Raw genomic sequence first — 24180 nt, 5'->3', positions numbered from 1 at the left:
AAGGCTTTGTAGGAACGGCGTTTTGCCCGTCACATCCGGCGCTCGTTAGACGCCCATTTTCCCGCCTTCGATTTTCGTTATTCTCGGTTGGGTCCATGAAGGACATGACTTGTTTAAGGGAGTAATCGAAATGAATTTTGAAATAGGCAGGCGTGAAAACGATGTACGGACTTTTATCGCCGAGGTTGAGCTGGCGGACTGTTCCCGTCCATTGATCCAGCAAACCCGAAACATCGACGCTTCAAGCTGGAGGACGCTGGTCTCCGAGTCAGCAGGCGCCGCGGTCGTCGGCAGTAGCCTGTTGACCTTTACCGGTGGGGTATCGCGGCAAAACCGAGAAGACATCATGGATTCCTTCCTGTTCGCGACCCTGGTGGCGAACAAGGCCTTCAATCCTGAAACACACAGCCCCGAGTGGTACGCCAGTTTCTACAATGTGTTGTCGAAGGTGGGTTGGCTTTCGTCGAGCTGGAGTTACGAGCGCCACCAGTCGAGAGACAAGACATTTACCATGGAGCAAGTGGGTCTGGAGATTCTCGCTTCGGCGATTGCCGCCGCTGCATTGCCAGGCCCTGCTTCCGTCGCGATGCTCAAGGTCGCTGGAGAAGCGGTAAAAGCCCTTTCCGCGCAGGAAAAGCCACTGGGCCTTTTCGAGCGTCAGACCAAATCTCACAACGGTGCAAGCTTTCGTATCGGTACCTGCGCCGAGGCTGACGACGGCACGGTCAACCTGGCGATGGGGGCTGTCAACTTCCAGACCTCCTCCCGTGTCACCGATGTGTTGTTTTGGGAGTGGGTCAGTGCTGATGTCAAAACCTTTAGAGGCGAAGACAATCTGGTTCTGAACACGCGTCTGTACGCGGGGCATCGAGAGCTCATCCAGAAACGCTTGAGCAGTAACGCCCAATCCGCCATCGCAGAGTTCGATATCTAAGGAGTGACAAAGGGGCGCCTGGCGTCCCTTTTCACTTGGGAGGTCGTTGTGAATCAAGAAAGCCTGGAAGGGCAGGTCAATGCGGGTTGCCTGCTCTTCATGCATCGCGAATGCCCGGAGCAGCTCAGAAAAGACACTGCCGATTGCATTCTTTACACGCAACTGGCCGCGAGCAAAAAGCATGACCGTTTCAGCGCATCCGTGCAGTGGAACGACACCTGGCGGGATGCGCTGGTCAGGTTCGGGTATGCACTGGAGACCAGCGAGACCTTGAGTCTGCCTGCGAGCGAGAGATTGGACGGGTCGATCTGGGAGTGGCTTGCCGAAAAGCTGCCGCCGTTCATGTCGGCCGCTTTGCTCGCTGAAAGCCAGTCGCTGGCGAGAAGGTCATTGCTCGACTGTCCAGATCCGCGAGCAAACGCTCTGTTCGCTCGGCAGGTACTGCAGCCAGTACCCCAAGTCGAACACAAACTGCTGCAGCGTCACCAGAAGGTCGTGATCCAGATCGGCATGCTTGGGGCGTCATCCGAACTCATGGTCGCGGCGCTGACGCTGACCTGTCGAAAACCCCTCGAGCCAGATTTACTGTTTCAGCCTCTGGCACCAGAGAGCGTCGTCGGCAACATCGAAATGCGCTTCTACTCGATGCAACTGATGGAGAGGGTGTACTCGCAACTACGCGCTGGGGTGCAAGACGCGTTGGCACAGAAGCGTTCAGAACATAGTTGTGCATTGCAAGGAGGCAAGCCATGAAACGGTCGGGTGCACTTGTAGGTAACAGTCTGGTGTCCTTTTCGGCTGATGTAGCTCAACAGGATCGTGAGGATATGGTCGACTGCCTGCTGAGGGTGGATCGACTCGCAGGACAGGTCAGTCGGGAGGCCAATTTTTCCTACTGGACTTATCGATATGGCAAGGGGCTGGAGCAGCGAGGTTGCATTAAATCCTGCGCCATCATTCATCAACCCATCGTGATCACCAGTGCTAACGCGTTGGAAAACATCACATTCGAGGTCATTCGGGCGACGGGGGCTAGCGACCTTGCCAGGCAAGCCGTTGCGTCGTTGCGAGCATTGAAGGTTCAACAATCGGCCAGGTACTTCTTCGAAAGCGGGAGTGGTCAGGGTGACTTCGCCCGCTTTCAGGTCGTGCCGTGCCTGATGAGCGATGACGGGGAGTTGATCGTGCTGGTCTCCGGCATTCAGCTCAGCGGGGAAGTGAGCATCAGGGACTTCGATTTCTGGACGCAGGCTTCACCGGACATGGTGCTACGCATCAGCGGCGGCGCTTATCGCTTTGATCGTGATGCATACGCCGGTCACCGCGCCAGGATCAAACGGGAACTCGGCGAGGCTGCCGAGCAGTCCATCGAGACATTCAGCCTCTGACGGTACGGCTCAAGTTACCAGATAGCCCTTGATGCCTGTGAAGATGATCTGTGCTGCCAGAGCACAGACAAACAGCCCCATCAAGCGACTGACGATCTGCAAGCCCTGTTCACCCAAAATGCGCTCGATGCTATTGGACAGATACAGCACCACGCCAACGGTGAAGCTGGCCAGGGCAATACTCAGAATCGCGGTGAGTTTATCGTCCCAGTGAGGCTGGCTGACCCCCATGACCAGCAATGCACCGATGGTCCCTGGGCCGACGGTGATGGGAATGGTCAGAGGAACGATAGCGATGTCCTGCTGAACGTTGTCGGTTTGTACGCCGGATTTTCCCTGCGCCATGCCGAGCGCGGAAATGAACAGCACGCTGCCGGCACCAATGCGGAAGGCATCGGCAGTGATGCCGAAAACCCCGAAGATCACCCGACCGAACAGATACAGCAATACGCTGGAAACCAGCGTCGCGAAGGCGATCTTCCACGCCAGATAACGGCGTTCCTTGCGCGAGTAACCGCGGCTCAGACTGATGAAACACGACAGGACGAAGAACGGGCTATAAAGCACCAGCATCTTCAGATAAACGCTGAACAGCACATGTAGCATGGTTTGAGCTCGTGGCGGCAGACTCGGACGGGGCAAGTCTATCAGGCGGCGCAGAGGGCGCAGGATCAGTTTTGCTGATAGCGGTCCTGATCGTCCGTTTGGACGCCGGATTGATTACGCGCCCGCTGTTCGACCCAGTACTCCACCAGCTCGCGTAACTGCGACAGCTCGACAGGTTTTGACATATGACCGTCCATGCCGGATTGGCGAGCACGGTCCTTGTGTTCAGCCAGAATGTGCGCGGTGAGCGCCACGACCGGCGTGCGCGCGCGCTGGCTGCCCACTTCCCAGGCACGCAATTGCTGGGTCGCGGAGAAACCATCCAGGATCGGCATTTCACAGTCCATCAACACCAGGTCGTAACGCTGCGCTTTCATGGCTCGTAGCGCTTCCTCACCGTTGCTGGCGGTATCCGGTTGCAGGTTGAGCTTGCCAAGCATGCCACGAATGACCTTGGTGGAAATGCTGTTGTCTTCGGCGACCAGAATGCGGAAATCGTTGGGGACGTTGACTTCAGCGTTGATCGCAGGCGACGCAGGAAACGGCGCCTGACCCTTGTTGCGCTGGTTCAGTTCGTCGGCCAGCGTGGTCTTCAAGGTATAACCCGCCACGGGCTTGGCGAGGATGCGTTTGACCCCGGCGTTACGCGCAATGACCTTGCTCGGCGCGTTGCTGATACCGGTGAGCATGATCAACAGAATGTCGTGATTGAGGCTTGGGTCTTCCTTGATCTTTGCGGCCAGTTGCATGCCCGTCATGCCGGGCATGTTCTGGTCCAGCAGCACGATATCGAAGTAGTCGCGCAGGTGCGCCTTGGTGCGCAGCAGGGCCAGCGCTTCCTTGCCGGAGGGCACGGCGCTGACGTTCAGCCCCCAGGCGCTGCATTGCTGGACCAGCACCTTGCGGCAGGTGTCGTTGTCGTCCACCACCAGTACGCGCGCGCCCTTGAGCGGGCTGTCGAGATCAGAGGGTGGTTGCTCCACGCGCTCGGGATCCAGCGGCAGGCTGAGCCACAGCGTGCTGCCCTGATTGCTGCCGCTCTGAATGCCAAACTCGCCGTTCATCAACAGGATCAGTTGGCGCGCGATCACCAGACCCAAGTGACCGCCCACCTTGCTTGCGGCCAGGAAATTCTTGCTGTGCAGTTCAGCGTGCAGCAGGGCGTCGCGCTCCTTGGCGGTCAGCGGTGTGCCGCTGTCTTGCACGGCGATACGCAGTCGCGGTTTGCCGCCGCGGGAGTCGAGGGCGACGACCAACAGAATCTCGCCCTCGTCGGTCTTCTTTAAGGCGTTCTCAAGCAGGCTGAGCAGGGTCTGTCGCAGGCGGGTAGGGTCGCCGCTGATGACGCGTGGCACCTGCGGCTGGATGAAACTGATCAGCTCGACGCTTTGCTGCTCGGCCTTGGCGCGAAAGATACTCAGGCAGTCTTCGATCATGGCATTGAGGTCGAACTGCACATCATCCAGTTCGATCTGCCCGGACTCCAGCTTGGTGATGTCGAGGATCTCGTTGATCAGCGTCAGCAGCTCGTTGCCGGCGCTGTGAATCGTTTGCACGTAGTCGCGTTGCTTGACCGAAAGCGGCGTGCCCAGCAGCAGTTCGGTCATGCCCAGAACCCCGTTCATGGGCGTGCGGATCTCATGGCTGATCTTGGCAAGGAACTCGGCCTTGGCGTTGATCTCGGCGGTGCTGGCGGCCAGTTCCCGGCTGATGCTGAAGTTGTCTTCGGTGATGCTGCGATGCCGTTCGCTCAGGGCAATGCTCATCAGCAGGCCGCACAGGCAGAACATGCCCATCACTGCGCTGATCAGGGTTTGCGCCGGGACCGTCGTCAGCCAGAGCATGGCAGGCAAGATCACCAGATTGCCAAGGTTGAACACGATCATCGCGATCACGAAAGGGCGCGCAGGGGCGTAACCCTTTTGCAGATGATAGATCGACACCAGGGTAATGGTCAGCGTGGCAAGGGCTACTAGCAGGAAGGTCAGGATGTTCAGCGGCAGTGTGTCAACGAACAGCACCAGCAGGGCGCCAAACCCTACGATCAACAGGATGCTCATCAGGAGGCGGTTGAGCACTTCGATGCCGCGCTGCACGAAGAAGCAATACGTGAACATCAGGCCTGTCGCTGCTGCCAGGAGCAATGCCAAATGAGCGCTTGGGGTTTGAGCGAGGTGCCAATGCGGAAGCAATGGCGCCTGCAGGTTGAGCAGCAGCAGGGCACTCAGACCAAGGAACGCCTCGCACGCCGCCAGCCAGAGACTGCTGACCGAGCGTGATTGAGCGAAGCGGGTGATATTCTGCACGATCAGCATGAACAGCGAGCCGAAGAACAGCCCGAGCAGCAATGGTCGGCGCTCATCGGCCGCGCTGGAGACGGCCGATTCCAGGGAGATGTTGGGGCGTAGTTCCTGTTCGGATTTCAGACGCAGGTACAGGTCCAGCGGTTTGGCGCTCTGGGGCACCGGCAGCAGAAAGTCGATAGAGGGCAGCGGCTGTGAAGCGCGCGGCACCTTGTTCCCGGAGCGAGAATGGTCGATCAGTGTTTCGCCATCGAGGACGTACATGTCCACGGTAGCCAGATCCGGTGCGAAGATGCGCACCAGTTGTTCATGATCGGTCGGGGCCAGGCGGTAGTGCAGCCAGAGCGCGGAGTCGCGACTGGTGGCGCGAACCTTGTCGAGTTCGACCGGGCTGAACTGGGTGTCGTAACGAGGGGAGCGGATATCGCTGAGTTGCAGATTGGCCTGATCGTCGACAAGGGTCGACCATCCTGCGCTGACCTCGGCAGATGCCGTAGGGACACAGAGCAGGGTCATCATGGCGATGATCAAACAAGTGGCAATCCTGAGCCAGCGCACGGCGAAATCCCTTCGTGAATGAAGCCAGTTGACTCTGGGCGGCACCGGATGATCGGCCAATCCTCCAGGAGGAGAATCAGCCGGTTCCAGACTTACTCCAGATGTTCGCCGCGTTCCCGGGCAATGGCACGATAGCCAATGTCCTTGCGGTAGAAACAGCCTTTCCAGTCAATTTTTGCAGCCAGTTCGTACGCGTGCTTCTGTGCATCACCTACGCTGTCACCCAGCGCGGTGGCACACAGAACACGACCGCCCGATGTCACGACCTCACCGTCCTTCAGCGCAGTACCGGCGTGGAAGACTTTACCCGGCAAGGCCGCAGCAGCGTCCAGACCGTTGATCGCATCGCCTTTGGCGTAGTCGGCGGGATAGCCGCCAGCTGCCAGCACGATGCCCAGGCTCGGACGCGGATCCCATTGGGCTTCCACTTTATCCAGAGCGTGTGCCAAAGCGGCCTCGACCAGCAACACCAGGCTCGATTGCAGACGCAGCATCACCGGCTGGGTTTCCGGGTCACCGAAACGGCAGTTGAACTCGATGACCTTGGGGTTACCCGCCTTGTCGATCATGAGACCAGCATAGAGGAAGCCGGTATAAATGTTGCCTTCCTCGGCCATGCCTCTGACGGTCGGCCATATCACCTGATCCATGACGCGCTGATGCACGTCGGCGGTGACCACGGGCGCCGGGGAGTAGGCCCCCATGCCACCGGTGTTCGGGCCGCTGTCGCCGTCGCCGACACGTTTGTGGTCCTGACTGGTCGCCATCGGCAGAACATTCTTGCCGTCGACCATGACGATGAAACTGGCTTCTTCGCCGTCGAGGAACTCTTCGATCACGACGCGAGAACCCGCGTCGCCGAAGGCGTTGCCCGCGAGCATGTCACGTACGGCTTCTTCCGCTTCTTCGAGGGTCATGGCGACGATCACGCCTTTACCGGCGGCCAGGCCATCGGCCTTGATCACGATCGGTGCGCCTTTCTCGCGCAGATACGTCAGCGCAGGCTCGATCTCGGTGAAGTTCTGATAATCGGCGGTCGGGATTTTGTGGCGAGCTAGAAAATCCTTGGTGAAGGCCTTGGAGCCTTCCAGTTGGGCAGCGCCTTTGGTCGGACCGAAGCAGTCCAGGCCTCGGGAGCGAAACAGGTCAACCACACCGGCAACCAGAGGAACTTCCGGGCCGACGATGGTCAGGGCAACGTTCTTTTCGGCGAAATCGGCCAACTGCTCAAGGGCCAGCACGTCGATGGCAACGTTCTCGCATTTGGCTTCGATGGCGGTACCGGCGTTGCCTGGTGCAACGAAGACCTTCTGGACGCGCGGATCCTGCGCGACCTTCCAGGCCAGAGCGTGTTCACGGCCACCGCTGCCGATGATCAAAACATTCATTTCAAAAACCTCGATGACGCTAATTCTGTGAGTGTCGCTGGCGCTGAGCGCCATGCCGCTGCATCCATGATGCTGCGTTGTGTCTGTAGCAGTCCGGCTTGCCGGCGGTGGCGTCAGTGAGATCGCAACCGTCGGCAAGCCGGACTGCTACAAGGGCTGACTGAGTCAGCCCACCGATGAATCAATGACGGAAGTGGCGCATTCCGGTGAACACCATCGCAATACCAGCCTCATCGGCGGCTGCAATAACTTCAGCATCACGCATCGAACCGCCTGGCTGAATCACCGCGGTGATACCGACCTTGGCAGCGTTGTCCAGACCGTCGCGGAACGGGAAGAACGCATCCGATGCCATCACCGAGCCGGCGACCTGCAGGCCAGCATGCTCGGCCTTGATGGCGGCGATGCGCGCCGAGTTAACGCGGCTCATCTGGCCGGCGCCGACACCGATGGTCTGGCGGTTTTTGGCGTAGACGATGGCGTTGGATTTAACGTACTTGGCGACTTTCCAGGCGAAGATCAGGTCGTTGATTTCCTGTTCGCTCGGAGCACGCTTGGTCACGACTTTCAGGTCGTCGGCAGTGATCATGCCGATGTCGCGGCTCTGCACCAGCAGACCGCCGTTGACACGTTTGTAGTCCCACGCCGGTGCGCGCTCGGCAGCCCACTGGCCGCTGGTCAGCAGTCGCACGTTGGCTTTGCTGGCGACGATGGCCTGCGCTTCGGCACTGACGCTTGGAGCGATGATCACTTCCACGAACTGACGCTCGACGATGGCCTTGGCGGTCTCGGCGTCCAGTTCACGGTTAAAGGCGATGATGCCGCCGAATGCCGACTCGCTGTCAGTAGCGTAGGCCAGTTCGTAGGCCTGACGGATGCCGCCTTCGGCGTCCGGACTGACGGCGACGCCGCACGGGTTGGCGTGTTTGACGATGACGCAGGCTGGCTTGACGAAGCTCTTCACACATTCCAGCGCGGCGTCGGTGTCGGCCACGTTGTTGTAGGAGAGTTCTTTGCCTTGCAGCTGGGTGGCGGTGGCGATGCCGACTTCGGCCGGTTTGGTCTCGACGTAGAACGCCGCACTCTGGTGCGGGTTTTCGCCGTAGCGCATTTCCTGGGCTTTGACGAACTGGGTGTTGAAGGTGCGCGGGAATTCGCTGCGACCTTCAGTGCTCAGGGTTTCGGCACTCTGGTCAACGCTGCCCAGATAGTTGGCGATCATGCCGTCGTAGGCCGCGGTGTGTTCGAAGGCCTTGAGCATCAGGTCGAAACGCTGTGCGTACGTCAGGCCGCCGGCCTTGAGGCTTTCCAGCACCTGGCTGTAGTCGCTGGCGTTGACCACGATGGCCACGTCCTTGTGGTTCTTGGCAGCCGAACGAACCATGGTCGGGCCACCGATATCGATGTTTTCGATGGCGGTCGGCAGGTCGCAGCCTGGTTTGGAAACGGTCGCTTCGAACGGGTAGAGGTTGACCGCAACCAGGTCGATCGGCTTGATGCCGTGCTCGGCCATGATCGCGTCGTCGGTGCCGCGACGGCCCAGGATACCGCCGTGGATTTTCGGGTGCAGGGTCTTGACCCGGCCGTCCATCATTTCTGCGAAGCCGGTGTAATCCGCGACTTCTACCGCTGCGACGCCGTTGTCCTTGAGCAGCTTGAACGTACCGCCGGTGGAGAGAATCTCGACGCCCAGCGCTTCGAGTTCACGGGCGAATTCAAGGATCCCGGTCTTGTCGGAAACGCTGATCAAGGCGCGGCGGATCGGCAGGCGGGTAGTCTGGTCGGTCATCTCAACTTCCATCAAAAGGTTCAGCAAAAAAAACGACCGCAGGTAACTGAGGTCGCTTTGTTTGGGGATGCTTACAGCAGGTCGTACTGCTTGAGTTTCTTGCGCAGGGTGCCACGGTTCAATCCCAGCAGCTCGGAAGCCTTGGTCTGGTTGCCCTTGACGTAGTTCATCACGCATTCGAGCAACGGAGCTTCGACCTCCGAGAGCACCAGGTTGTAGACATCAGTGACTGCAGCACCTTCCAGGTGGGCGAAATAATTGTGCAGCGCCTTTTCTACGCTTCCGCGCAGGGTCTGACCCTCTTCGCTCGGCGTGTTGAGGTGCTGTTTCAAATTGACGTTGTCGCTCACGGGTGTTGTTCCACTCACTAAAGTCTCTGTCATCATCGTCATGCGGCCACCTCTTGTTCGTTCCCTGCTTCCGGGCTTTTATCGCGTTCGGCAAAGAACTCCCGAACGTTGGCGCACTGTGCTTCCGTATCTTCCAAACGATTGAAAAGGGCGCGAAACTCCTTGGCGCCCGGCAAGGTTGCGAGATACCAGCCGACGTGTTTTCGGGCAATCCGCACGCCCATCACGTCGCCATAGAACGTGTGAAGCGCGGCCAGATGCTCTAGCAGAATGCGTTCCACTTCAGCCAGCGCGAGCGCAGGGAGTTTTTCCCCGGTGCGCAGGTAGTGTTCTATCTCGCGAAAAATCCATGGGCGCCCTTGAGCGGCCCGGCCAATCAACAGTCCATCGGCACCGGTCGCGTTCAACACGTGCCGGGCTTTTTCCGGTGAATCGATGTCGCCATTGGCGAAGACCGGAATCGACACCGCCTGCTTGATGGCAGCGATCGTGTCGTACTCGGCTTCGCCGGTGTAGAGATCCGCGCGGGTCCGGCCATGTACCGCCAATGCCTGAATACCCGCTTGCTCGGCGATTCTGGCGACTGTCAGGCCGTTCTTGCTCTCCCGGTCCCAGCCGGTACGAATCTTGAGGGTGACCGGCACATCGACCGCCGCAACCACCGCGTGCAGGATTTGGGTCACCAACTGTTCATCTCTCAACAGCGCAGAGCCAGCGGCCTTGTTGCAGACCTTCTTTGCCGGACAGCCCATGTTGATATCGATGATCTGTGCGCCAAGTTCGACGTTGGCGCGTGCTGCGTCCGCAAGCATCTGCGGGTCACCACCGGCGATCTGCACCGAGCGAGGCTCGGGATCGCCTTCGTGAATCATGCGCAACCGCGATTTACGGCTGTTCCACAGGCTCATGTCACTGGTGACCATTTCCGAAACCACCAGGCCTGCGCCGAGTTGGCGACAAAGCTGCCGGAAGGGCTGGTCGGTGACGCCCGCCATGGGGGCGAGGATCAAGCCGTTCTGCAATGTATATGGGCCGATGCGTACCGCCGACATAGGGGGTGACCTGTTGTGGGGCCGAATCACGAGGTCTGGTCCGAAAAGTGCTACCGAAAACGGCGCAGCGGCTCTTCAGACGGGACCCAGAGTATGAAAAAGGGTGGGCATGATACCCGCTCTCGATGACCGGATAAAGGCTGAATTGGATAAAATCTGAACAGTTACGTTCTTATCGCGAACGGTTAGGTTCGAGTACGCGCTGTCATAAAACTGTCGTCGGTTTTTCGCCCGTTGCGCGCTGCGACGTCGTGCGGTGCAAGGCGGCTGGTTCCAGGACTGCCCGCCTTGGAGTTTACTCCGGCGAACGGAAACTCAAACTGTAATTCACCGCCTTCGGACCAGGATCCAGAATGTCCAGCGCGATGTGAATAGGCGTCTGTGGCGGCATTTCGTCCTTACCGGCGAGTTCCCCGCTGAGGTACTCGCCGGGCTTGAACCGACGACTGGCAATCAACTGACCATTGGCGTCGGCGAATCGCAGTTCCAGGAGGGGAAATGGCTGTGAGAACGAAGCACGGTTATAGATGATGGCATCGACGATCAGGGCGCCCTGAAACTCGGGATGACTGCGCACCACCAGATTGCTGCTCTTGAGCAATTTGATGTCGACCCTGGAGGGCACCTTGCAGCCTAATTGCGGGCACAGCTCCTGAAAGTACGGCCGATACTGGTCCTGCCGTGCAAGTTCATCGAAGTGGTACCAGAGATACTGGCCGATCAGCGCGCCCAGTGCGATCACGGCCAGAATCAACCACAACATCCGCCGCCCCCAGCGCGGCTTGGGTTTTTGCCAGGCGAGCTGCAGCGGATCGTCCATCAGGTCCAGCAGGGCTTCATCGCGCAAGGCCGGTTCGTTGCGACCGCGCTTGCCGTTCGGTTGCGGCTGTTCGTCCTTCACGGCTTCATCGTGACTGTCGTGGTGGCGATCATCGTCATCGCCATCCAGCGCCGAGAAGCGTTCGTCGGCGTGTTGTTCGTCAGGATCGGCGTCGGCGTGCAGGCGGTGGGCCTTGGGCGATTCATCGTCGAAGTCGTCTGTTGCCAGCGAAACCGAAGGCTCGGTCCGATGGTGGTCGTGCGGGTCGAGCTCGTCGCCGACAGACGGCTCGTCAAGCGCCTCGTGCGGATCGTGTTCGTCGATGACTTCGGCGCGCAACTCCGGCAGCCGACTGACATCGTCATGACTCAGACCTTTATCCCATTGTTCGGTCGCGATTTCCGGCTCGTCACGACGTGCGCTGAAAGATTCGACTTCATCCCGATCGCGGGGATGACCGGCGTGACCAAACGATTTGGATAGCTGGATTTCCCGCTGTTCAAGTCGGGCCAGTTCTACGTCCAGATCGTCGAGGTCCAGGCTGTTGAGGTCGACGGTTCGATCCTCGCGCTTGACTGGCAAGGGCGCAGGCTCGGTGATCGCAACAGACTGCGGCGCAAGGATCTCGGGCCTGGGCTCGATCAGCTCGGGCGTTGCTTGCTGCGCAGGCCCGGATTGTGCGGCCTTGGCCCCGGCGCTCTGCTCCAGCAGTTGTTTCGCAGCATTGAACACCTGCAGGCAGGAGCCGCAGCGAACCATGCCTCGAGCGACGCTCAGTTGGGTGTGGCTGACGCGGAAACGGGTCTGGCAGTGTGGGCACTGGGTGACGAAGCTGTCGGTCATGCGAGTATCCGGGATTAGCGAGCGCCTAAAGGTTTGCGGCAGGTATCAGCGTCGACGGCCGGTGATCCGCACCCAGCCATCACGATTGGCGATCGGGTCCAGATCGAATGCATCGGCGTAGGCGCCAGCCACTTCATCGCCTTGCTCGGCCAGGATGCCGGACAGGGCGAGGCGTCCACCGGGTTTGACCAGGCTCGCCAACTGAGGTGCCAGCGAAACCAGAGGTCCGGCCAGAATATTAGCCACCAATACATCGGCAGGTTCTTTTGGCAGGTCTTCTGGCAAGTAAAGCGGGAATTTGTCTGCCGGCACGTTGTTGCGCCCGGCGTTGTCGCGCGAAGCTTCCAGCGCCTGCACATCGATATCGGTGCCGACTGCGTGACGGGCGCCCAGCAGCAATGCCGCGATGGCGAGGATGCCCGAACCGCAACCGAAATCGAGTACGTTGCAGTCGCTCAGATCCTGACCGTCCAGCCACTCCAGGCACAACGCGGTGGTCGGATGTGTGCCGGTGCCGAACGCCAGACCCGGATCGAGCAGCAAGTTCACGGCATCAGGCTCAGGGGCCGCGTGCCAGCTTGGCACGATCCACAAGCGCTTGCCGAAACGCATTGGCTGGAAGTTATCCATCCAGCTGCGTTCCCAGTCCTGGTCTTCGATCACTTCATGCATGTGCTCAGGCAATTCAGCGCCGGTCAGCAGTTTCAGGTGGGCGAGCACATGATCGGCATTGGTGTCGGCTTCGAACAGGGCCAGCAGGTGGGTGTGTGACCACAGGGGCGTGGTGTTCAGTTCCGGCTCGAAGATCGGCTGGTCTTCAGCATCCATGAAGGTCACGGATACGGCGCCGACTTCAAGAAGTGCGTCTTCGTAGGTTTCGGCTTGTTCTGGGCTGATGGCGAGACGGACTTGCAGCCAAGGCATGGCGGATTACCTTCGAATTAAAAAATGACAGGCGGCACGACACCGCTAGAGACGGGCAAGTTTACGGGGTTCGGGGAGAAACAACAAAGAGGGTATTGCGTCTGATTCTGGCCGCAGGCCGTAGAAGTCCAGCTTGCTGACGATTGGCCGGGAACCGGCCGCAAACGCTATGAGCGGCGGGTCAGGCTCATTCGGGAAAACTCATTCCACGACTGCTGTGCAGCCGATCGTCGGCAAGCCAAACTCCCACGCCCTCCGGGCAGAAGCGAATCGGTGGAACCTTCGGAAAACAACAAAGCCGCTCGAAAGCGGCTTTGTGGGTCTGTAGCACTTACTGGGGAATCAGTGTTTGTCACCGGCCAGTTTGTGTTCCAGGTAGTGGATGTTGACGCCGCCTTCGCAGAAGCCTTCATCGCGGGTCAGGTCACGGTGCAGCGGGATGTTGGTCTTGATCCCGTCGACCACGATTTCGTCCAGCGCGTTGCGCATGCGGGCCATGGCTTCGTCGCGAGTAGCGCCCCAGGTGATCAGCTTGCCGATCAGTGAGTCGTAGTTCGACGGAACCTTGTAACCGCTGTACAGGTGGGAATCGACGCGAACGCCGTTGCCCCCCGGTGCGTGGAAGTGCTTCACCAGGCCTGGGCTCGGGACGAAGGTTTTCGGGTCTTCGGCGTTGATCCGGCATTCCAGCGCGTGGCCGTGGATCTTCACGTCGTCCTGGGTAAACGACAGCTTGTTGCCAGCGGCGATGCTGAGCATCTCCTTGACGATGTCGATACCGGTGACCATTTCCGAAACCGGGTGCTCTACCTGAACACGCGTGTTCATCTCGATGAAGTAGAAACGGCCGTTTTCGTACAGGAACTCGAAGGTGCCTGCGCCACGGTAGCCGATGTCCACGCAGGCTTTGACGCACGCGGCGAACACGTCTTGACGGGCTTTTTCATCGATGAACGGCGCCGGTGCTTCTTCCAGAACCTTCTGGTGACGACGCTGCAGCGAGCAGTCGCGGTCGCCGAGGTGGATGGCATTACCCTGGCCGTCGGAAATGACCTGGACTTCCACGTGACGTGGGTTGGTCAGGTACTTTTCCAGGTAGACCATCGGGTTGCTGAACCAGGCAGCCGCTTCGGCGCGGGTCTGCTTGGCGGCTTCGATCAGGTCTTCTTCCTTGTGCACCACGCGCATGCCGCGACCACCGCCGCCGCCAGCGGCCTTGATGATCACCGGGTAGCCGACTTCACGGCCAATGCGCAGCGCGGTTTCTTCGTCTTCCGGCAGCGGGCCGTCAGAACCCGGAACCGTCGGCACGCTGGCCAGCTTCATGGCGTCCTTGGCGGAAACCTTGTCGCCCATCAGGCGGATGGTTTCAGCTTTCGGGCCGATGAATGCAAAACCGGATTTCTCGACCTGTTCGGCGAAGTCGGCGTTTTCCGCGAGGAAACCGTAGCCTGGGTGAATCGCCGTGGCGCCGGTCAGCTCGGCAGCCGAAATGATGGCCGGGATGTTCAGGTACGACAGGTTCGCTGGCGCAGGACCGATGCAGACGGTTTCGTCTGCCAGGCCCAGGTGCATCAGCTCACGGTCTGCCGTGGAATGTACCGCAACGGTCTTGATGCCCAGTTCTTTACAGGCACGCAAGATGCGCAAGGCGATTTCGCCGCGGTTGGCGATCAGGACTTTTTCCAACATCGCAGGCTCTCCCCGGTTCAAACGATGGTGAACAGCGGCTGGTCGTACTCAACCGGCTGACCGTTTTCTACCAGGATGGATTCGATGACGCCGCTGACCTCAGCTTCGATGTGGTTCATCATTTTCATCGCTTCAACGATGCAAATGGTGTCGCCTTTCTTGACGGTCTTGCCGACTTCGACGAACGCTGGCGAACCAGGCGCCGGAGTGCGGTAGAAAGTACCGACCATTGGCGATTTGACGACGGTGCCATTGAGCTTCGGTGCCGAAGGGGCTTCTGCTGCAGCGGCAATGGGTGCGGCAGCTGGAGCAGGTGCGGCCGGCGCGGCCATTGGAGCCGGTGCGTAGTACTGCTGCGCTGGAGTCTTGCTGTGACGGCTGATTCGTACGGACTCTTCGCCTTCACGGATTTCCAGTTCGTCGATGCCGGACTCTTCCAGCAATTCGATCAGTTTCTTGACTTTACGGATATCCATTAATCATCAACTCCCAAAGGACGGTCAGGGGTATTCGGTAGCCGGTTCAGGCTGTGTGGCTCAGTACGAAACTGCGCCGCTCACGCCTTCGAACGGGTGGCCAGTTGTTCCAGGGCAGCCTCCAGGGCCAGTCGGTATCCGCTGGCGCCAAGGCCGCAGATCACTCCCACAGCGACATCTGAAAAGTAGGAGTGATGGCGGAAAGGTTCGCGCTTGTGCACGTTCGACAGGTGCACTTCGATGAATGGGATGCTCACTCCCAGCAATGCGTCACGTATTGCGACACTTGTGTGAGTAAAAGCAGCCGGATTGATCAGGATGAAATCCACGCCTTCATCGCGCGCAGCGTGGATGCGGTCGATCAACTCGTATTCGGCATTGCTTTGCAGGTACATCAGATGGTGGCCGGCTTCGCGCGCGCGCTTTTCCAGGTCCTGGTTGATATCGGCCAACGTGATCGAGCCATAGATTCCCGGTTCGCGGGTGCCCAGCAGGTTCAGGTTAGGTCCGTGAAGAACCAGAAAAGTCGCCATCGTGTGTTCCTTGTTGTGTGCGTTGTCGACGCCCGTATCGGGGGCGACCGGTGAATGCGCAGCGACTATGCCGGAAAGCGCAATGGACTGTCCAGTTACCGACCCAGATATCGACAATGTTCAGCACGATGTCCGATGTTCGCGCAAAGTTTGTGACTAAGACGCTAAATTTGGTCATTTGCTCTAGAAAGGCGCTCGGAGAAGCCTTCCACGTCGATTTCGCCGACGACCCGGGCATTTGTCAGCTCGTTCCCGTCTTTTCCGAAAAACAGCAACGCCGGAGGCCCGAACAATTTGTACCGATCCAGCAACGCGCGCTGTTGCGGGGTGCTGTCGGTCATGTCGAAGCGAATCAGGCGAAACCCTTTGAGTTGGCTGACAATTTCAGGATCGGGCAACACTTCATGCTCGATGACTTTGCAACTGATGCACCAGTCCGCATACCAGTCGACGAGCACCGGTTGAGCGGTTTCTTTGGCTTGCGCGAGGATGCGATCGAGTTCGGTGGGCTGGGTCACTGTCTGCCATTGCTCCGTGGGCTTGCCGTCGCTTTCACTGGCCATCTGCGTGGTTTGTGTCCGGCCCAAAGGACGCAACGGGTCTGTCTGGCCGCTGAATGCGCCATACCAGCAGGAAAGAGCGTAGACCAACAGAAACAGACCGAGCAGTTGGGCGAGCCGAGCGCGCGTGGTCTTCTGCGTGAACTCCAGTGCGCCGAGGAACAATGCGACTCCCGCCCACAACAGGCCGATCAGCACAAGGGTGGCTTGTCCCGGAATGACGCGGCTGAGCAGACCGATCGCCAAGCCCAGGAGCAATACGCCAATCGCATTCTTGACCGTGACCAGCCACGGCCCGCTTTTCGGCAGCCAGGCGGCGCCGCCCGTGGCCACCACGACCAGCGGAGCGCCCATTCCAAGCCCCAGCGCGAACAGCTTCAGCGCACCGCCGATGGCGTCCCCGCTGGCGCTTATATAAAGCAGCGCTCCGGCCAATGGCGCGGAAACACAGGGCGAAACAAGCAGGCTTGAAACGACGCCCAGTACCGCCGCGCCCCACAGAGATCCGCCTTGAGTGTTGCCGGCAATGCGGTCGAGCCGGTCATTCAGTGCTCGCGGCAGGCGCAGTTCAAAAGCACCGAACATCGCAATGGCGAACACCACGAAGAACAACGAAAACGGCACGAGCACCCAAGCCGACTGCAGTCGCGCCTGCAAGTTGAGACTGGCGCCGAACATGCCCATCAGCGCGCCGAGCGCCGCAAAACAGATGGCCATCGGCAACACGTAGGCCAGCGACAGCGAGAAGCCGCGTAGCCCTCCAATCTGCCCGCGCAGCACCACGCCGGAAAGAATGGGCAGCATCGGCAGTACGCAGGGGGTGAAGGTCAGTCCGACGCCTGCGAGGAAGAACAGCGCCAGTTGTTTCCAGCTCAAGGGGGTTTTGCTTTCCGTTGATCCCAAGGCGGCATCGGCTGCATCGGTTCTCGAGGAACCACTACCGCCAATGCTCAACCGCTCGGTTTCCGGCGGATAGCACAGGCCTTTGTCGGCGCAGCCTTGATAGGTGACCACCAGTGTGAAAGGGCGTGTATCACCGGACTTGCGCGGCAGATTGACGTCGAGAATGCCGTGATACACCTCGACATCACCGAAGTATTCGTCGTGCTTTTTTTCGCCGTCGGGCAGTTGCGCAGCGCCCAGTCCGACGTCGGCAGGCTCGGTACGGAACTGGAAGCGATGTCGATACAGGTAATAGCCCTCGGTGGCGACAAACTGCAGCTTGATCGATTCGGGCGACGTGTCGATCAGGTTCAGCTGGAAAGCCTGGCGAACCGGCAGGAAGTCCTTGCTGTTGTCGATGGCTGCGCCGCCCAGTGTCGATCCGCCCAACGTAGAAGCCGGCCGATTGTCCAGCAGACTCGCACTGAAGGCGGGCAGGGCAAGCGTCAGCAGTATCAGACAAAGCAGGCGGCGCATGGCGGTCTCGCATCACAAAGGTCCGCGCATGATAGCGGAGTGGCCGATGGCGTGCAGGCAACGCCGATCACGTGCCAGCAAAAGCCCCCAACAGGGATCGGGTTGTGGCATCGATCTGTCGTTCACCGCAAAAGTTGTGGGAGCTGCATCAGTTCACTGGGTCCGGTGTCGAGTGCTTCGACGTGTGGGCAAGATCATCCGCCAACCCGTGCACTTGATTGCGTCCGGCCTTCTTTGCGCGGTACAGCGCATTGTCCGCTTGCGACGCCATCATCAATGCGTCGTCATGCTGGCCTAGCTCAACGACGCCTGCGCTGAATGTGCAGAACAGGTCAGCTGGCTGTGCGGGGTAGTGGATTTCCGCGAAGCGACGACGGATTTCGTCGAGTACGCCGTGGGCCGACTTGAGGTCGGTGTCGGGCATGACCACTGCGAATTCTTCGCCGCCATAACGGCCGATGTAATCGGTCTTGCGAAGGCGTTGCTTGAGAAACAGCGCCAGGCTTTTGATCACTCGGTCACCCATGGGGTGACCGTGGCCGTCGTTGACCTTCTTGAAGTGGTCGATGTCGAGCATCGCGAAACTCAGCGGCTTGTTTTCGCGTCGAGCGCGAAAGCTGCAGTCTTCGAGCAGTTGCAGGATGTGCGTGTGGTTGTACAGCCCGGTCAGGCTGTCGCGCACCATCCGCGCCTTGAGATTACGTGCCCGTGCCGCACGGTTGCGCACGGTGGTGATCAGGTGGCGTGGCTTGATCGGCTTGGTGAGAAAGTCGTCGCCGCCTTCGCTCATCGCATCCAGCTGTTTATCCAGATCGTCTTCGGCGGACAGGTAAATGATCGGCACGCTGACGTAACGGTCGTTATGACGAATCACTTTGGCCAGTTCCGTGCCCGTGCAGCCGGGCATGTACATGTCGAGGATGATCAAGTCAGGTTGAAAATCGGCCAGCTCGGCCATGGTCTTGATCGGATCGAACAGCGTGCGCGTGACGATCCCGGCGCTGTTGAGCAAGCGCTCGGTGTGCGTGGCCTGGGCGCGGGAGTCATCGATGATCAGCACTTTATAGGGCTCGTACTGAGCGACTCGCGTGAGAATCTCGATTTTTTCCAGCAGGCTCGACGCTTCCAGCGTGCCAGTCAGAAACTCTTCGCCCCCGGCACGGACAGCGGCCAGGCGCGTAGGCGTGTCAGTCTCATGATGGCTGAAGAACAACAGCGGCAGCTTTTGCTCGAGCCCTTCCTGCATCTTTGTGGCCAGTTTCAGGCCTTCACCGATACCGCCGAAGTCCACGTCCATCACCACGGCGGCAGGCAACCGCTCGGCCAGGGTGGCGTGAAACGCGTGAATGCTGTCCAGCGATTGTGCGCTCAGGCCGAAGAATTCCAGCTGTTTGGCCAGCCGCTCGCCGCGCTCGTGATCCTGCAACATGACGTAAATGGGCTTGCGCAGCGGCGGCAGAGAGGTGTGTTCCAGTCGATCGCCGTGACGCAAACCGGTGCGCGAAAGACGCTGCATCAGACGGTTCAGGTCAGTGATCAACGCGCTGCTCAACCGCCCGCGATTGGCTTCCACGTCTTGCAGGGACTGACTGATGCCGCGGGCCAGTTGAGCATGGTCAGCCTGCTCAAAGCGCTCGGCGAAACGCAGCAGGCGCTGATTGGCCTCGATGAGTTCTTCCATGTCGACTGCCGACCATTCGCTTTGCTGCAGACGCTGCCAGACCTCCAGGATCTGCCGGGCCTGGTGGATGACGCGTTGGGCGAAATGGTGCTTGAGACGGTCTCGGCTCGGATCTTCTGGTTCGGTCATGTCCTGACTACTTATAGGGGAAACCCTGATCTAGATGCTGGCGCTATGCTAGCACTACTTCTGTTGTCGAAGTGCACCGCAAGTCATTTTGTTGTCATTTTTTCCGGGCTTTTTGCGTCAATTTTTCATCTTTTCAAACGCGTGTCTGTACCGATTTGTCAGAAATATGGAGGGTCGGTTTGTGACTGCTTCGTCAGGAAAAGCCTTAGTCCCGCGTAGGGCGCATCGAGGGTATCTGCCCAAGTGCTGGTATCGATGTCGCCGGGCATGGCGCACATGGACCCGTCGATTACGCAAATGGACCACCCGCTGCGTTCCTGCCAAACGCACCTTGCTGTAAGGTTGCGGTCCTAAGCACTGAATTCCGTGATTGAAAGGACAAGGCCATGCTGGATTGGAAGAAGCGCTCGGGCACTGCGGGCGAGGGTGAGCGTGTCGATGCGAAGCCGGTAGGCAAAGCGCCTCGGGGTTACTGGAGCGGTCTGTTCTTCAGCCGTGCCGTTGGTGCCGTGGTCGGTATCTATCTGGTGGTCACCGTGGTGCTCGGCATCTGGTGGAGCAGCGAGCCCGCGATGTTTCCGGTTCAGCAGCAGGCTCAGGCCGCGGCTGAGCGTGAAGGCAAGCAGATGGTCATCGGCTACACCACCATCGAAACCCTGAAGACCGTGGCCTCGACCCTGGTCGACAAGCCCGGCGGCTATATCTCCAACGACCGTTTCCCGCCAGGCCTGTGGATGGACAACATGCCGAGTTGGGAATATGGCGTGCTGGTTCAGGTTCGCGATCTGAGCCGTGCGCTGCGCAAAGATTTCGCCCGTTCGCAATCGCAATCGACCGAAGACAGCGATCTGGCCCGTGCCGAGCCGCTGTTCAACTTCGACAACAAGAGCTGGATTCTGCCTTCCAGCGAATCTCAGTATCGCGAAGGCATCGCCGCCCTGAGCCGTTATCAGGCGCGCTTGTCCGATCCGAATCAGAAGAACGCCCTTTTCTATACTCGCGCCGATAACCTGAATAACTGGCTGGGCGATGTCGGTACGCGTCTGGGCTCCTTGTCTCAGCGACTGTCGGCCAGCGTTGGCCGGGTCAAGCTCAACAGCACCCTCAAGACCGAAGCCGCTTCCACAGTGCCAGTGAAGCCGGGTGAAGTGCCGCAGGTTGACGAAGAAATCGTCGAGACTCCATGGATGCAGATCGATAACGTGTTCTATGAAGCACGCGGTCAAGCCTGGGCACTGTCCCATCTGCTGCGTGCCATCGAGGTCGATTTTGCCGATGTGCTGGCGAAGAAGAACGCGACCGTGAGCGTGCGTCAGATCATTCGTGAACTGGAAGCCTCCCAGGAGCCGATGTGGAGTCCGGTGATTCTCAACGGTAGCCCGTTCGGTGTGTTCGCCAACCACTCGCTGGTCATGGCCAATTACCTGTCGCGTGCCAACGCCGCGGTCATCGACCTGCGCCAGTTGCTGTCCCAGGGTTGATCGATGTCCGTCTCTGAAAATGAAGTCGCGCATCGCGCGGCTTCCGACGCCGAACTGATTGCCTGGGTCGATCGTCAGGATCAACTGCTGGGTTCGTTGCCTCGTGCCGAGTTGCGCGAGCGTGGCCTGATCGGGCGGGGCACATTCATCCTTCTGTTCAACTCGGCCGGCGAGCTGTGCGTGCACCGGCGCACGCTCAGCAAGGCGATCTACCCCGGATACTGGGACGTTGCTGCGGGCGGAATGGTCCAGGCCGATGAGACCTATGCTGAATCGGCGGCGCGTGAACTCGCAGAGGAACTGGGCGTGTCGGGTGTCGAGCTGACTGCCCACGAGCGGTTTTTTTTCGATCAGCCGGACAACCGGTTGTGGTGCGCGGTATTTTCGGCGGTCTGTGACGGGCCACTGAAACTGCAACCTGAAGAGGTGCTGGAAGCGCGCTTCATCGCGGTTGATCAGGTGCTGCGTGAAACCAGTGAAAAGCCTTATTGCCCGGACTCTCTGGCCGCGTTGAAGCGCTATTTGGCCAACGTCGCAAATGCTCCCTAAATTGGCGCATATTTGCACTTAGCATCGACGCTTTTTGCCGTTACACTGCGCGACCTTTTAAAGCTGGACTGCCGTGTGGTCCAGTAGCGCTGCCCCTGCCTGAGTGGGGCTTCGCGGTCGGCTCCGCAGAGTGGTATTACCCAGCCTGCCCGACCAGACTTTTGGTCCTCAAGAAGAGGATTGCCGGTGGCAAAAAAAGCCGCATCCTTCGCCGCCCTCGGTGGCCTGGTATTTTCAACTGACGCAGGTCGGCATTGTCCCGAATGCCGTCAGCCCGTCGATGCCTGCATCTGCAAGAAGTCCGTTATCCCCGAAGGTGACGGAATTGCCCGCGTACGTCGCGAAAGCAAAGGTCGTGGCGGCAAGACAGTGACCACCGTTACCGGCGTGCCGTTGCCTGAAGATGCACTCAAGGAACTGGCGACTACGCTCAAACGTCGTTGCGGAACCGGTGGTGCGCTCAAGGATGGCGTGATCGAGATTCAGGGCGATCACGTCGAGACACTCTTGGCGGAGCTGGTGAAGCAGGGCTTCAAGGCGAAAAAGTCAGGCGGTTGAGCGGTCCTTTCCACTGCGCCTCACGTTTCTTTGTCGGTCGGGCGCTGGTCCGTTAAACCAAACTCTACAAGGTGTTGCAGGTCTACTGCCGCACAGCGAGCTGGCGCCAAACCGTCATTTCCACTCTATACACTGCGCCCAGCCGGTCAGGCCGGGGCTTTATGACTTCTATACAGGGGACTTCGATGTCCGTACGACGCACACGCAAAGACGATGGCAGCCAATGGACCGTTGCGGACAGCCGCAGTGTCTATGGGATTCGTCATTGGGGGGCTGGTTATTTTGCAATCAACGAAGCCGGCCGTGTTGAAGTTCGCCCCAACGGGCCAGGCAGTTCGCCTATCGATCTCTACGAGCAGGTAGACGAGCTGCGCAAGAGCGGCTTGTCCCTGCCGTTGCTGGTCCGTTTTCCGGACATCCTGCAGGACCGCGTGCGTCAGCTGACCGGTGCGTTCGATGAGAACATTGCGCGCCTGGAGTACCAGAGCAAATACACCGCGCTGTACCCGATCAAGGTCAACCAGCAGGAAGCGGTGGTGGAAAACATCATCGCCACGCAGAACGTTTCCATCGGTCTGGAGGCCGGTTCCAAGCCTGAGTTGATGGCCGTGCTGGCGTTGGCGCCGAAAGGCGGGACCATCGTTTGCAACGGCTACAAGGACCGCGAGTTCATCCGTCTGGCCCTGATGGGGCAGAAGCTGGGCCACAACGTTTTCATCGTCATCGAGAAAGAGTCCGAAGTCGAACTGGTGATCGAAGAAGCCGCCGAGCTCAAGGTCGCGCCACAGGTGGGCCTGCGCGTTCGTCTGTCGTCGCTGGCGTCCAGCAAGTGGGCCGACACCGGTGGTGAGAAGTCCAAGTTCGGTTTGTCGGCCGCGCAACTGCTGTCGGTGGTGGAGCGCTTTACCAAGGCCGGTCTGGATCAGGGCATTCGCCTGCTGCACTTTCATATGGGCTCGCAGATTGCGAACCTGGCGGACTACCAGCACGGTTTCAAGGAAGCGATTCGTTACTACGGCGAGCTGCGTAACCTGGGCCTGCCGGTCGATCACATCGATGTCGGTGGCGGCCTGGGCGTCGACTACGATGGCACGCATTCGCGTAACGCCAGCTCGATCAACTACGACATGGACGATTACGCCGGTGTCGTGGTGGGCATGCTCAAGGAGTTCTGCGATGCGCAGGGTCTGCCGCATCCGCACATTTTCTCGGAAAGCGGCCGTTCGCTGACCGCGCACCACGCGATGCTGGTGATTCAGGTCACCGACGTCGAGCGTCACAATGACGAAGTCCCGGAGATCACCGACAAGGAAAGCCTGCCGGAAACCCTGCAATGGTTGATCGACCTGCTCGGCCCGACCGATATCGAGATGGTCACCGAGACCTACTGGCGCGCCACGCACTACATGAGCGACATCGCCTCGCAGTACTCGGACGGCAAGATCACCCTGGCGCAGAAAGCCTTGGGTGAACAATGCTACTTCGCGGTCTGCCGTCGCCTGCACAACTCGCTAAAGGCGCGTCAGCGTTCCCACCGTCAGGTGCTGGACGAACTCAACGACAAGCTGGCCGACAAGTACATCTGCAACTTCTCGGTGTTCCAGAGCCTGCCGGACACCTGGGCCATCGATCAGGTTCTGCCGATCATTCCGCTGCATCGTTTGGACGAGGAGCCGCTGCGCCGGGCCGTATTGCAGGATCTGACCTGCGACTCCGATGGCAAGATCAACCAGTACGTCGACGAGCAAAGCATCGAAACCAGCCTTCCGGTCCATGCCTTGAACGAAGGTGAAGACTACCTGCTGGGCGTCTTCCTGGTGGGTGCCTACCAGGAAATTCTGGGTGATATGCACAACCTGTTCGGTGATACCGACTCGGTGAACATCTATCAGAATCAGGATGGCAGCGCTTATTCGGCCGGTATCGAAACCCACGACACCATCGAAGACATGCTGCGGTATGTGCACCTGTCGCCCGAAGAACTGATGACCCATTACCGGGACAAGGTCGCCAGTGCCAAGATTTCCCCGCGTGAACGTACCCAGTATCTGGATGCGCTGCGCCTGGGGCTGACCCGCTCTTCGTATCTCTCCTCCTGATACCTGAGCCGGCGTGAACGAAACGGGCCTGAGCGGGCCCGTTTCTTT

The 24180-nt window shown here is 59.5% G+C and carries 20 protein-coding genes; 7 read left to right on the top strand and 13 right to left on the bottom strand.

Annotation, left to right across the window (positions count from 1 at the left end):
• Nucleotides 1–130 precede the first annotated feature (130 nt).
• From D3M70_RS21900 to D3M70_RS21890, 3 genes are read left to right on the top strand one after another with little or no spacing between them, the layout of a single operon-like run.
• Nucleotides 131–934: a hypothetical protein gene (locus D3M70_RS21900; protein WP_256659951.1), complete on the top strand. Its 804-nt coding sequence runs from the start codon at nt 131–133 to the stop codon at nt 932–934.
• Between the two features lie 48 nt (nt 935–982).
• Nucleotides 983–1687, top strand: coding sequence for a hypothetical protein (locus tag D3M70_RS21895; protein WP_120127729.1), 705 nt, complete (start codon nt 983–985; stop codon nt 1685–1687).
• A complete protein-coding gene (locus tag D3M70_RS21890; RefSeq protein ID WP_120127728.1) occupies nt 1684–2322 on the top strand; it encodes a hypothetical protein in 639 nt (212 codons plus the stop codon). Before D3M70_RS21895 ends, D3M70_RS21890 begins: the two co-directional genes overlap by 4 nt.
• A 9-nt stretch (nt 2323–2331) precedes the next feature.
• Here the strand turns inward: D3M70_RS21890 and D3M70_RS21885 are convergent, their stop codons facing one another.
• The 13 genes from D3M70_RS21885 to D3M70_RS21825 form a co-directional block, all read right to left on the bottom strand.
• Nucleotides 2332–2928 carry a MarC family protein gene (locus D3M70_RS21885; RefSeq protein ID WP_120127727.1) on the bottom strand — a complete coding sequence of 199 codons (597 nt, stop codon included), beginning with the start codon at nt 2926–2928 and terminating at the stop codon, nt 2332–2334.
• Nucleotides 2929–2993: 65 nt separating this feature from the next.
• Nucleotides 2994–5789 (bottom strand): hybrid sensor histidine kinase/response regulator, encoded by a 2796-nt coding sequence (locus D3M70_RS21880; protein ID WP_120127726.1) that lies wholly within the window; start codon nt 5787–5789, stop codon nt 2994–2996.
• A gap of 92 nt (nt 5790–5881) precedes the next feature.
• Complete coding sequence (gene purD / locus D3M70_RS21875; RefSeq protein WP_120128389.1) at nt 5882–7177, bottom strand: phosphoribosylamine--glycine ligase; 1296 nt, start codon at nt 7175–7177, stop codon at nt 5882–5884.
• A 181-nt stretch (nt 7178–7358) separates the two neighbouring features.
• Complete coding sequence (gene purH, locus D3M70_RS21870) at nt 7359–8966, bottom strand: bifunctional phosphoribosylaminoimidazolecarboxamide formyltransferase/IMP cyclohydrolase (protein WP_120127725.1); 1608 nt, start codon at nt 8964–8966, stop codon at nt 7359–7361.
• Between the two features lie 71 nt (nt 8967–9037).
• The gene (fis, locus tag D3M70_RS21865) at nt 9038–9358 is read right to left on the bottom strand and encodes a DNA-binding transcriptional regulator Fis (RefSeq protein ID WP_007907419.1); all 321 of its coding nucleotides are present in this window, start codon (nt 9356–9358) and stop codon (nt 9038–9040) included.
• The gene (dusB, locus tag D3M70_RS21860; protein ID WP_120127724.1) at nt 9355–10368 is read right to left on the bottom strand and encodes a tRNA dihydrouridine synthase DusB; all 1014 of its coding nucleotides are present in this window, start codon (nt 10366–10368) and stop codon (nt 9355–9357) included. The genes fis and dusB overlap by 4 nt, the downstream gene beginning before the upstream one ends.
• 295 nt (nt 10369–10663) lie before the next feature.
• Nucleotides 10664–12031, bottom strand: coding sequence for a DUF3426 domain-containing protein (locus tag D3M70_RS21855; RefSeq protein ID WP_120127723.1), 1368 nt, complete (start codon nt 12029–12031; stop codon nt 10664–10666).
• A gap of 45 nt (nt 12032–12076) precedes the next feature.
• Nucleotides 12077–12955: a 50S ribosomal protein L11 methyltransferase gene (gene prmA / locus D3M70_RS21850; protein WP_120127722.1), complete on the bottom strand. Its 879-nt coding sequence runs from the start codon at nt 12953–12955 to the stop codon at nt 12077–12079.
• 342 nt (nt 12956–13297) lie between these two features.
• Nucleotides 13298–14647 carry an acetyl-CoA carboxylase biotin carboxylase subunit gene (accC, locus tag D3M70_RS21845; RefSeq protein WP_120127721.1) on the bottom strand — a complete coding sequence of 450 codons (1350 nt, stop codon included), beginning with the start codon at nt 14645–14647 and terminating at the stop codon, nt 13298–13300.
• A 17-nt stretch (nt 14648–14664) separates the two neighbouring features.
• Nucleotides 14665–15123, bottom strand: coding sequence for an acetyl-CoA carboxylase biotin carboxyl carrier protein (gene accB / locus D3M70_RS21840; RefSeq protein ID WP_120127720.1), 459 nt, complete (start codon nt 15121–15123; stop codon nt 14665–14667).
• An 80-nt stretch (nt 15124–15203) separates the two neighbouring features.
• Nucleotides 15204–15656, bottom strand: a complete 453-nt coding sequence (gene aroQ, locus D3M70_RS21835) for a type II 3-dehydroquinate dehydratase (RefSeq protein ID WP_074751988.1) — start codon at nt 15654–15656, stop codon at nt 15204–15206.
• 164 nt (nt 15657–15820) lie between these two features.
• Nucleotides 15821–17635: a protein-disulfide reductase DsbD gene (locus D3M70_RS21830; RefSeq protein ID WP_120127719.1), complete on the bottom strand. Its 1815-nt coding sequence runs from the start codon at nt 17633–17635 to the stop codon at nt 15821–15823.
• A gap of 148 nt (nt 17636–17783) precedes the next feature.
• Nucleotides 17784–19445, bottom strand: a complete 1662-nt coding sequence (locus tag D3M70_RS21825) for a PleD family two-component system response regulator (protein WP_120127718.1) — start codon at nt 19443–19445, stop codon at nt 17784–17786.
• 386 nt (nt 19446–19831) lie between these two features.
• Between D3M70_RS21825 and D3M70_RS21820 the strand changes: the two genes are divergently transcribed.
• From D3M70_RS21820 to speA, 4 genes are all read left to right on the top strand, one after another.
• Nucleotides 19832–20926: a DUF2333 family protein gene (locus tag D3M70_RS21820; RefSeq protein WP_120127717.1), complete on the top strand. Its 1095-nt coding sequence runs from the start codon at nt 19832–19834 to the stop codon at nt 20924–20926.
• A gap of 3 nt (nt 20927–20929) precedes the next feature.
• A complete protein-coding gene (locus D3M70_RS21815; protein WP_120127716.1) occupies nt 20930–21475 on the top strand; it encodes an NUDIX hydrolase in 546 nt (181 codons plus the stop codon).
• A gap of 186 nt (nt 21476–21661) precedes the next feature.
• Nucleotides 21662–22033, top strand: coding sequence for a translation initiation factor Sui1 (locus tag D3M70_RS21810; protein WP_081563999.1), 372 nt, complete (start codon nt 21662–21664; stop codon nt 22031–22033).
• A 185-nt stretch (nt 22034–22218) separates the two neighbouring features.
• A complete protein-coding gene (gene speA / locus D3M70_RS21805) occupies nt 22219–24132 on the top strand; it encodes an arginine decarboxylase (protein WP_120127715.1) in 1914 nt (637 codons plus the stop codon).
• Nucleotides 24133–24180 lie beyond the last annotated feature (48 nt).

This window comes from Pseudomonas sp. LS-2 (assembly GCF_003605735.1).
Classification (GTDB): domain Bacteria; phylum Pseudomonadota; class Gammaproteobacteria; order Pseudomonadales; family Pseudomonadaceae; genus Aquipseudomonas.
The sequence above is the reverse complement of the archived record's forward strand: the minus strand, read 5'-3'. Positions and strand labels throughout refer to the sequence as shown.

Coding starts and splice junctions, on each gene's coding strand:
- D3M70_RS21900 (WP_256659951.1), top strand. CDS start 131: ATGAATTTTGAAATAGGCAGGCGTGAAAACGATGTACGGACTTTTATC.
- D3M70_RS21890 (WP_120127728.1), top strand. CDS start 1,684: ATGAAACGGTCGGGTGCACTTGTAGGTAACAGTCTGGTGTCCTTTTCG.
- D3M70_RS21885 (WP_120127727.1), bottom strand. CDS start 2,928: ATGCTACATGTGCTGTTCAGCGTTTATCTGAAGATGCTGGTGCTTTAT.
- purD (WP_120128389.1), bottom strand. CDS start 7,177: ATGAATGTTTTGATCATCGGCAGCGGTGGCCGTGAACACGCTCTGGCC.
- purH (WP_120127725.1), bottom strand. CDS start 8,966: ATGACCGACCAGACTACCCGCCTGCCGATCCGCCGCGCCTTGATCAGC.
- fis (WP_007907419.1), bottom strand. CDS start 9,358: ATGACGATGATGACAGAGACTTTAGTGAGTGGAACAACACCCGTGAGC.
- dusB (WP_120127724.1), bottom strand. CDS start 10,368: ATGTCGGCGGTACGCATCGGCCCATATACATTGCAGAACGGCTTGATC.
- D3M70_RS21855 (WP_120127723.1), bottom strand. CDS start 12,031: ATGACCGACAGCTTCGTCACCCAGTGCCCACACTGCCAGACCCGTTTC.
- prmA (WP_120127722.1), bottom strand. CDS start 12,955: ATGCCTTGGCTGCAAGTCCGTCTCGCCATCAGCCCAGAACAAGCCGAA.
- accC (WP_120127721.1), bottom strand. CDS start 14,647: ATGTTGGAAAAAGTCCTGATCGCCAACCGCGGCGAAATCGCCTTGCGC.
- accB (WP_120127720.1), bottom strand. CDS start 15,123: ATGGATATCCGTAAAGTCAAGAAACTGATCGAATTGCTGGAAGAGTCC.
- aroQ (WP_074751988.1), bottom strand. CDS start 15,656: ATGGCGACTTTTCTGGTTCTTCACGGACCTAACCTGAACCTGCTGGGC.
- D3M70_RS21830 (WP_120127719.1), bottom strand. CDS start 17,635: ATGCGCCGCCTGCTTTGTCTGATACTGCTGACGCTTGCCCTGCCCGCC.
- D3M70_RS21825 (WP_120127718.1), bottom strand. CDS start 19,445: ATGACCGAACCAGAAGATCCGAGCCGAGACCGTCTCAAGCACCATTTC.
- D3M70_RS21820 (WP_120127717.1), top strand. CDS start 19,832: ATGCTGGATTGGAAGAAGCGCTCGGGCACTGCGGGCGAGGGTGAGCGT.
- D3M70_RS21815 (WP_120127716.1), top strand. CDS start 20,930: ATGTCCGTCTCTGAAAATGAAGTCGCGCATCGCGCGGCTTCCGACGCC.
- speA (WP_120127715.1), top strand. CDS start 22,219: ATGTCCGTACGACGCACACGCAAAGACGATGGCAGCCAATGGACCGTT.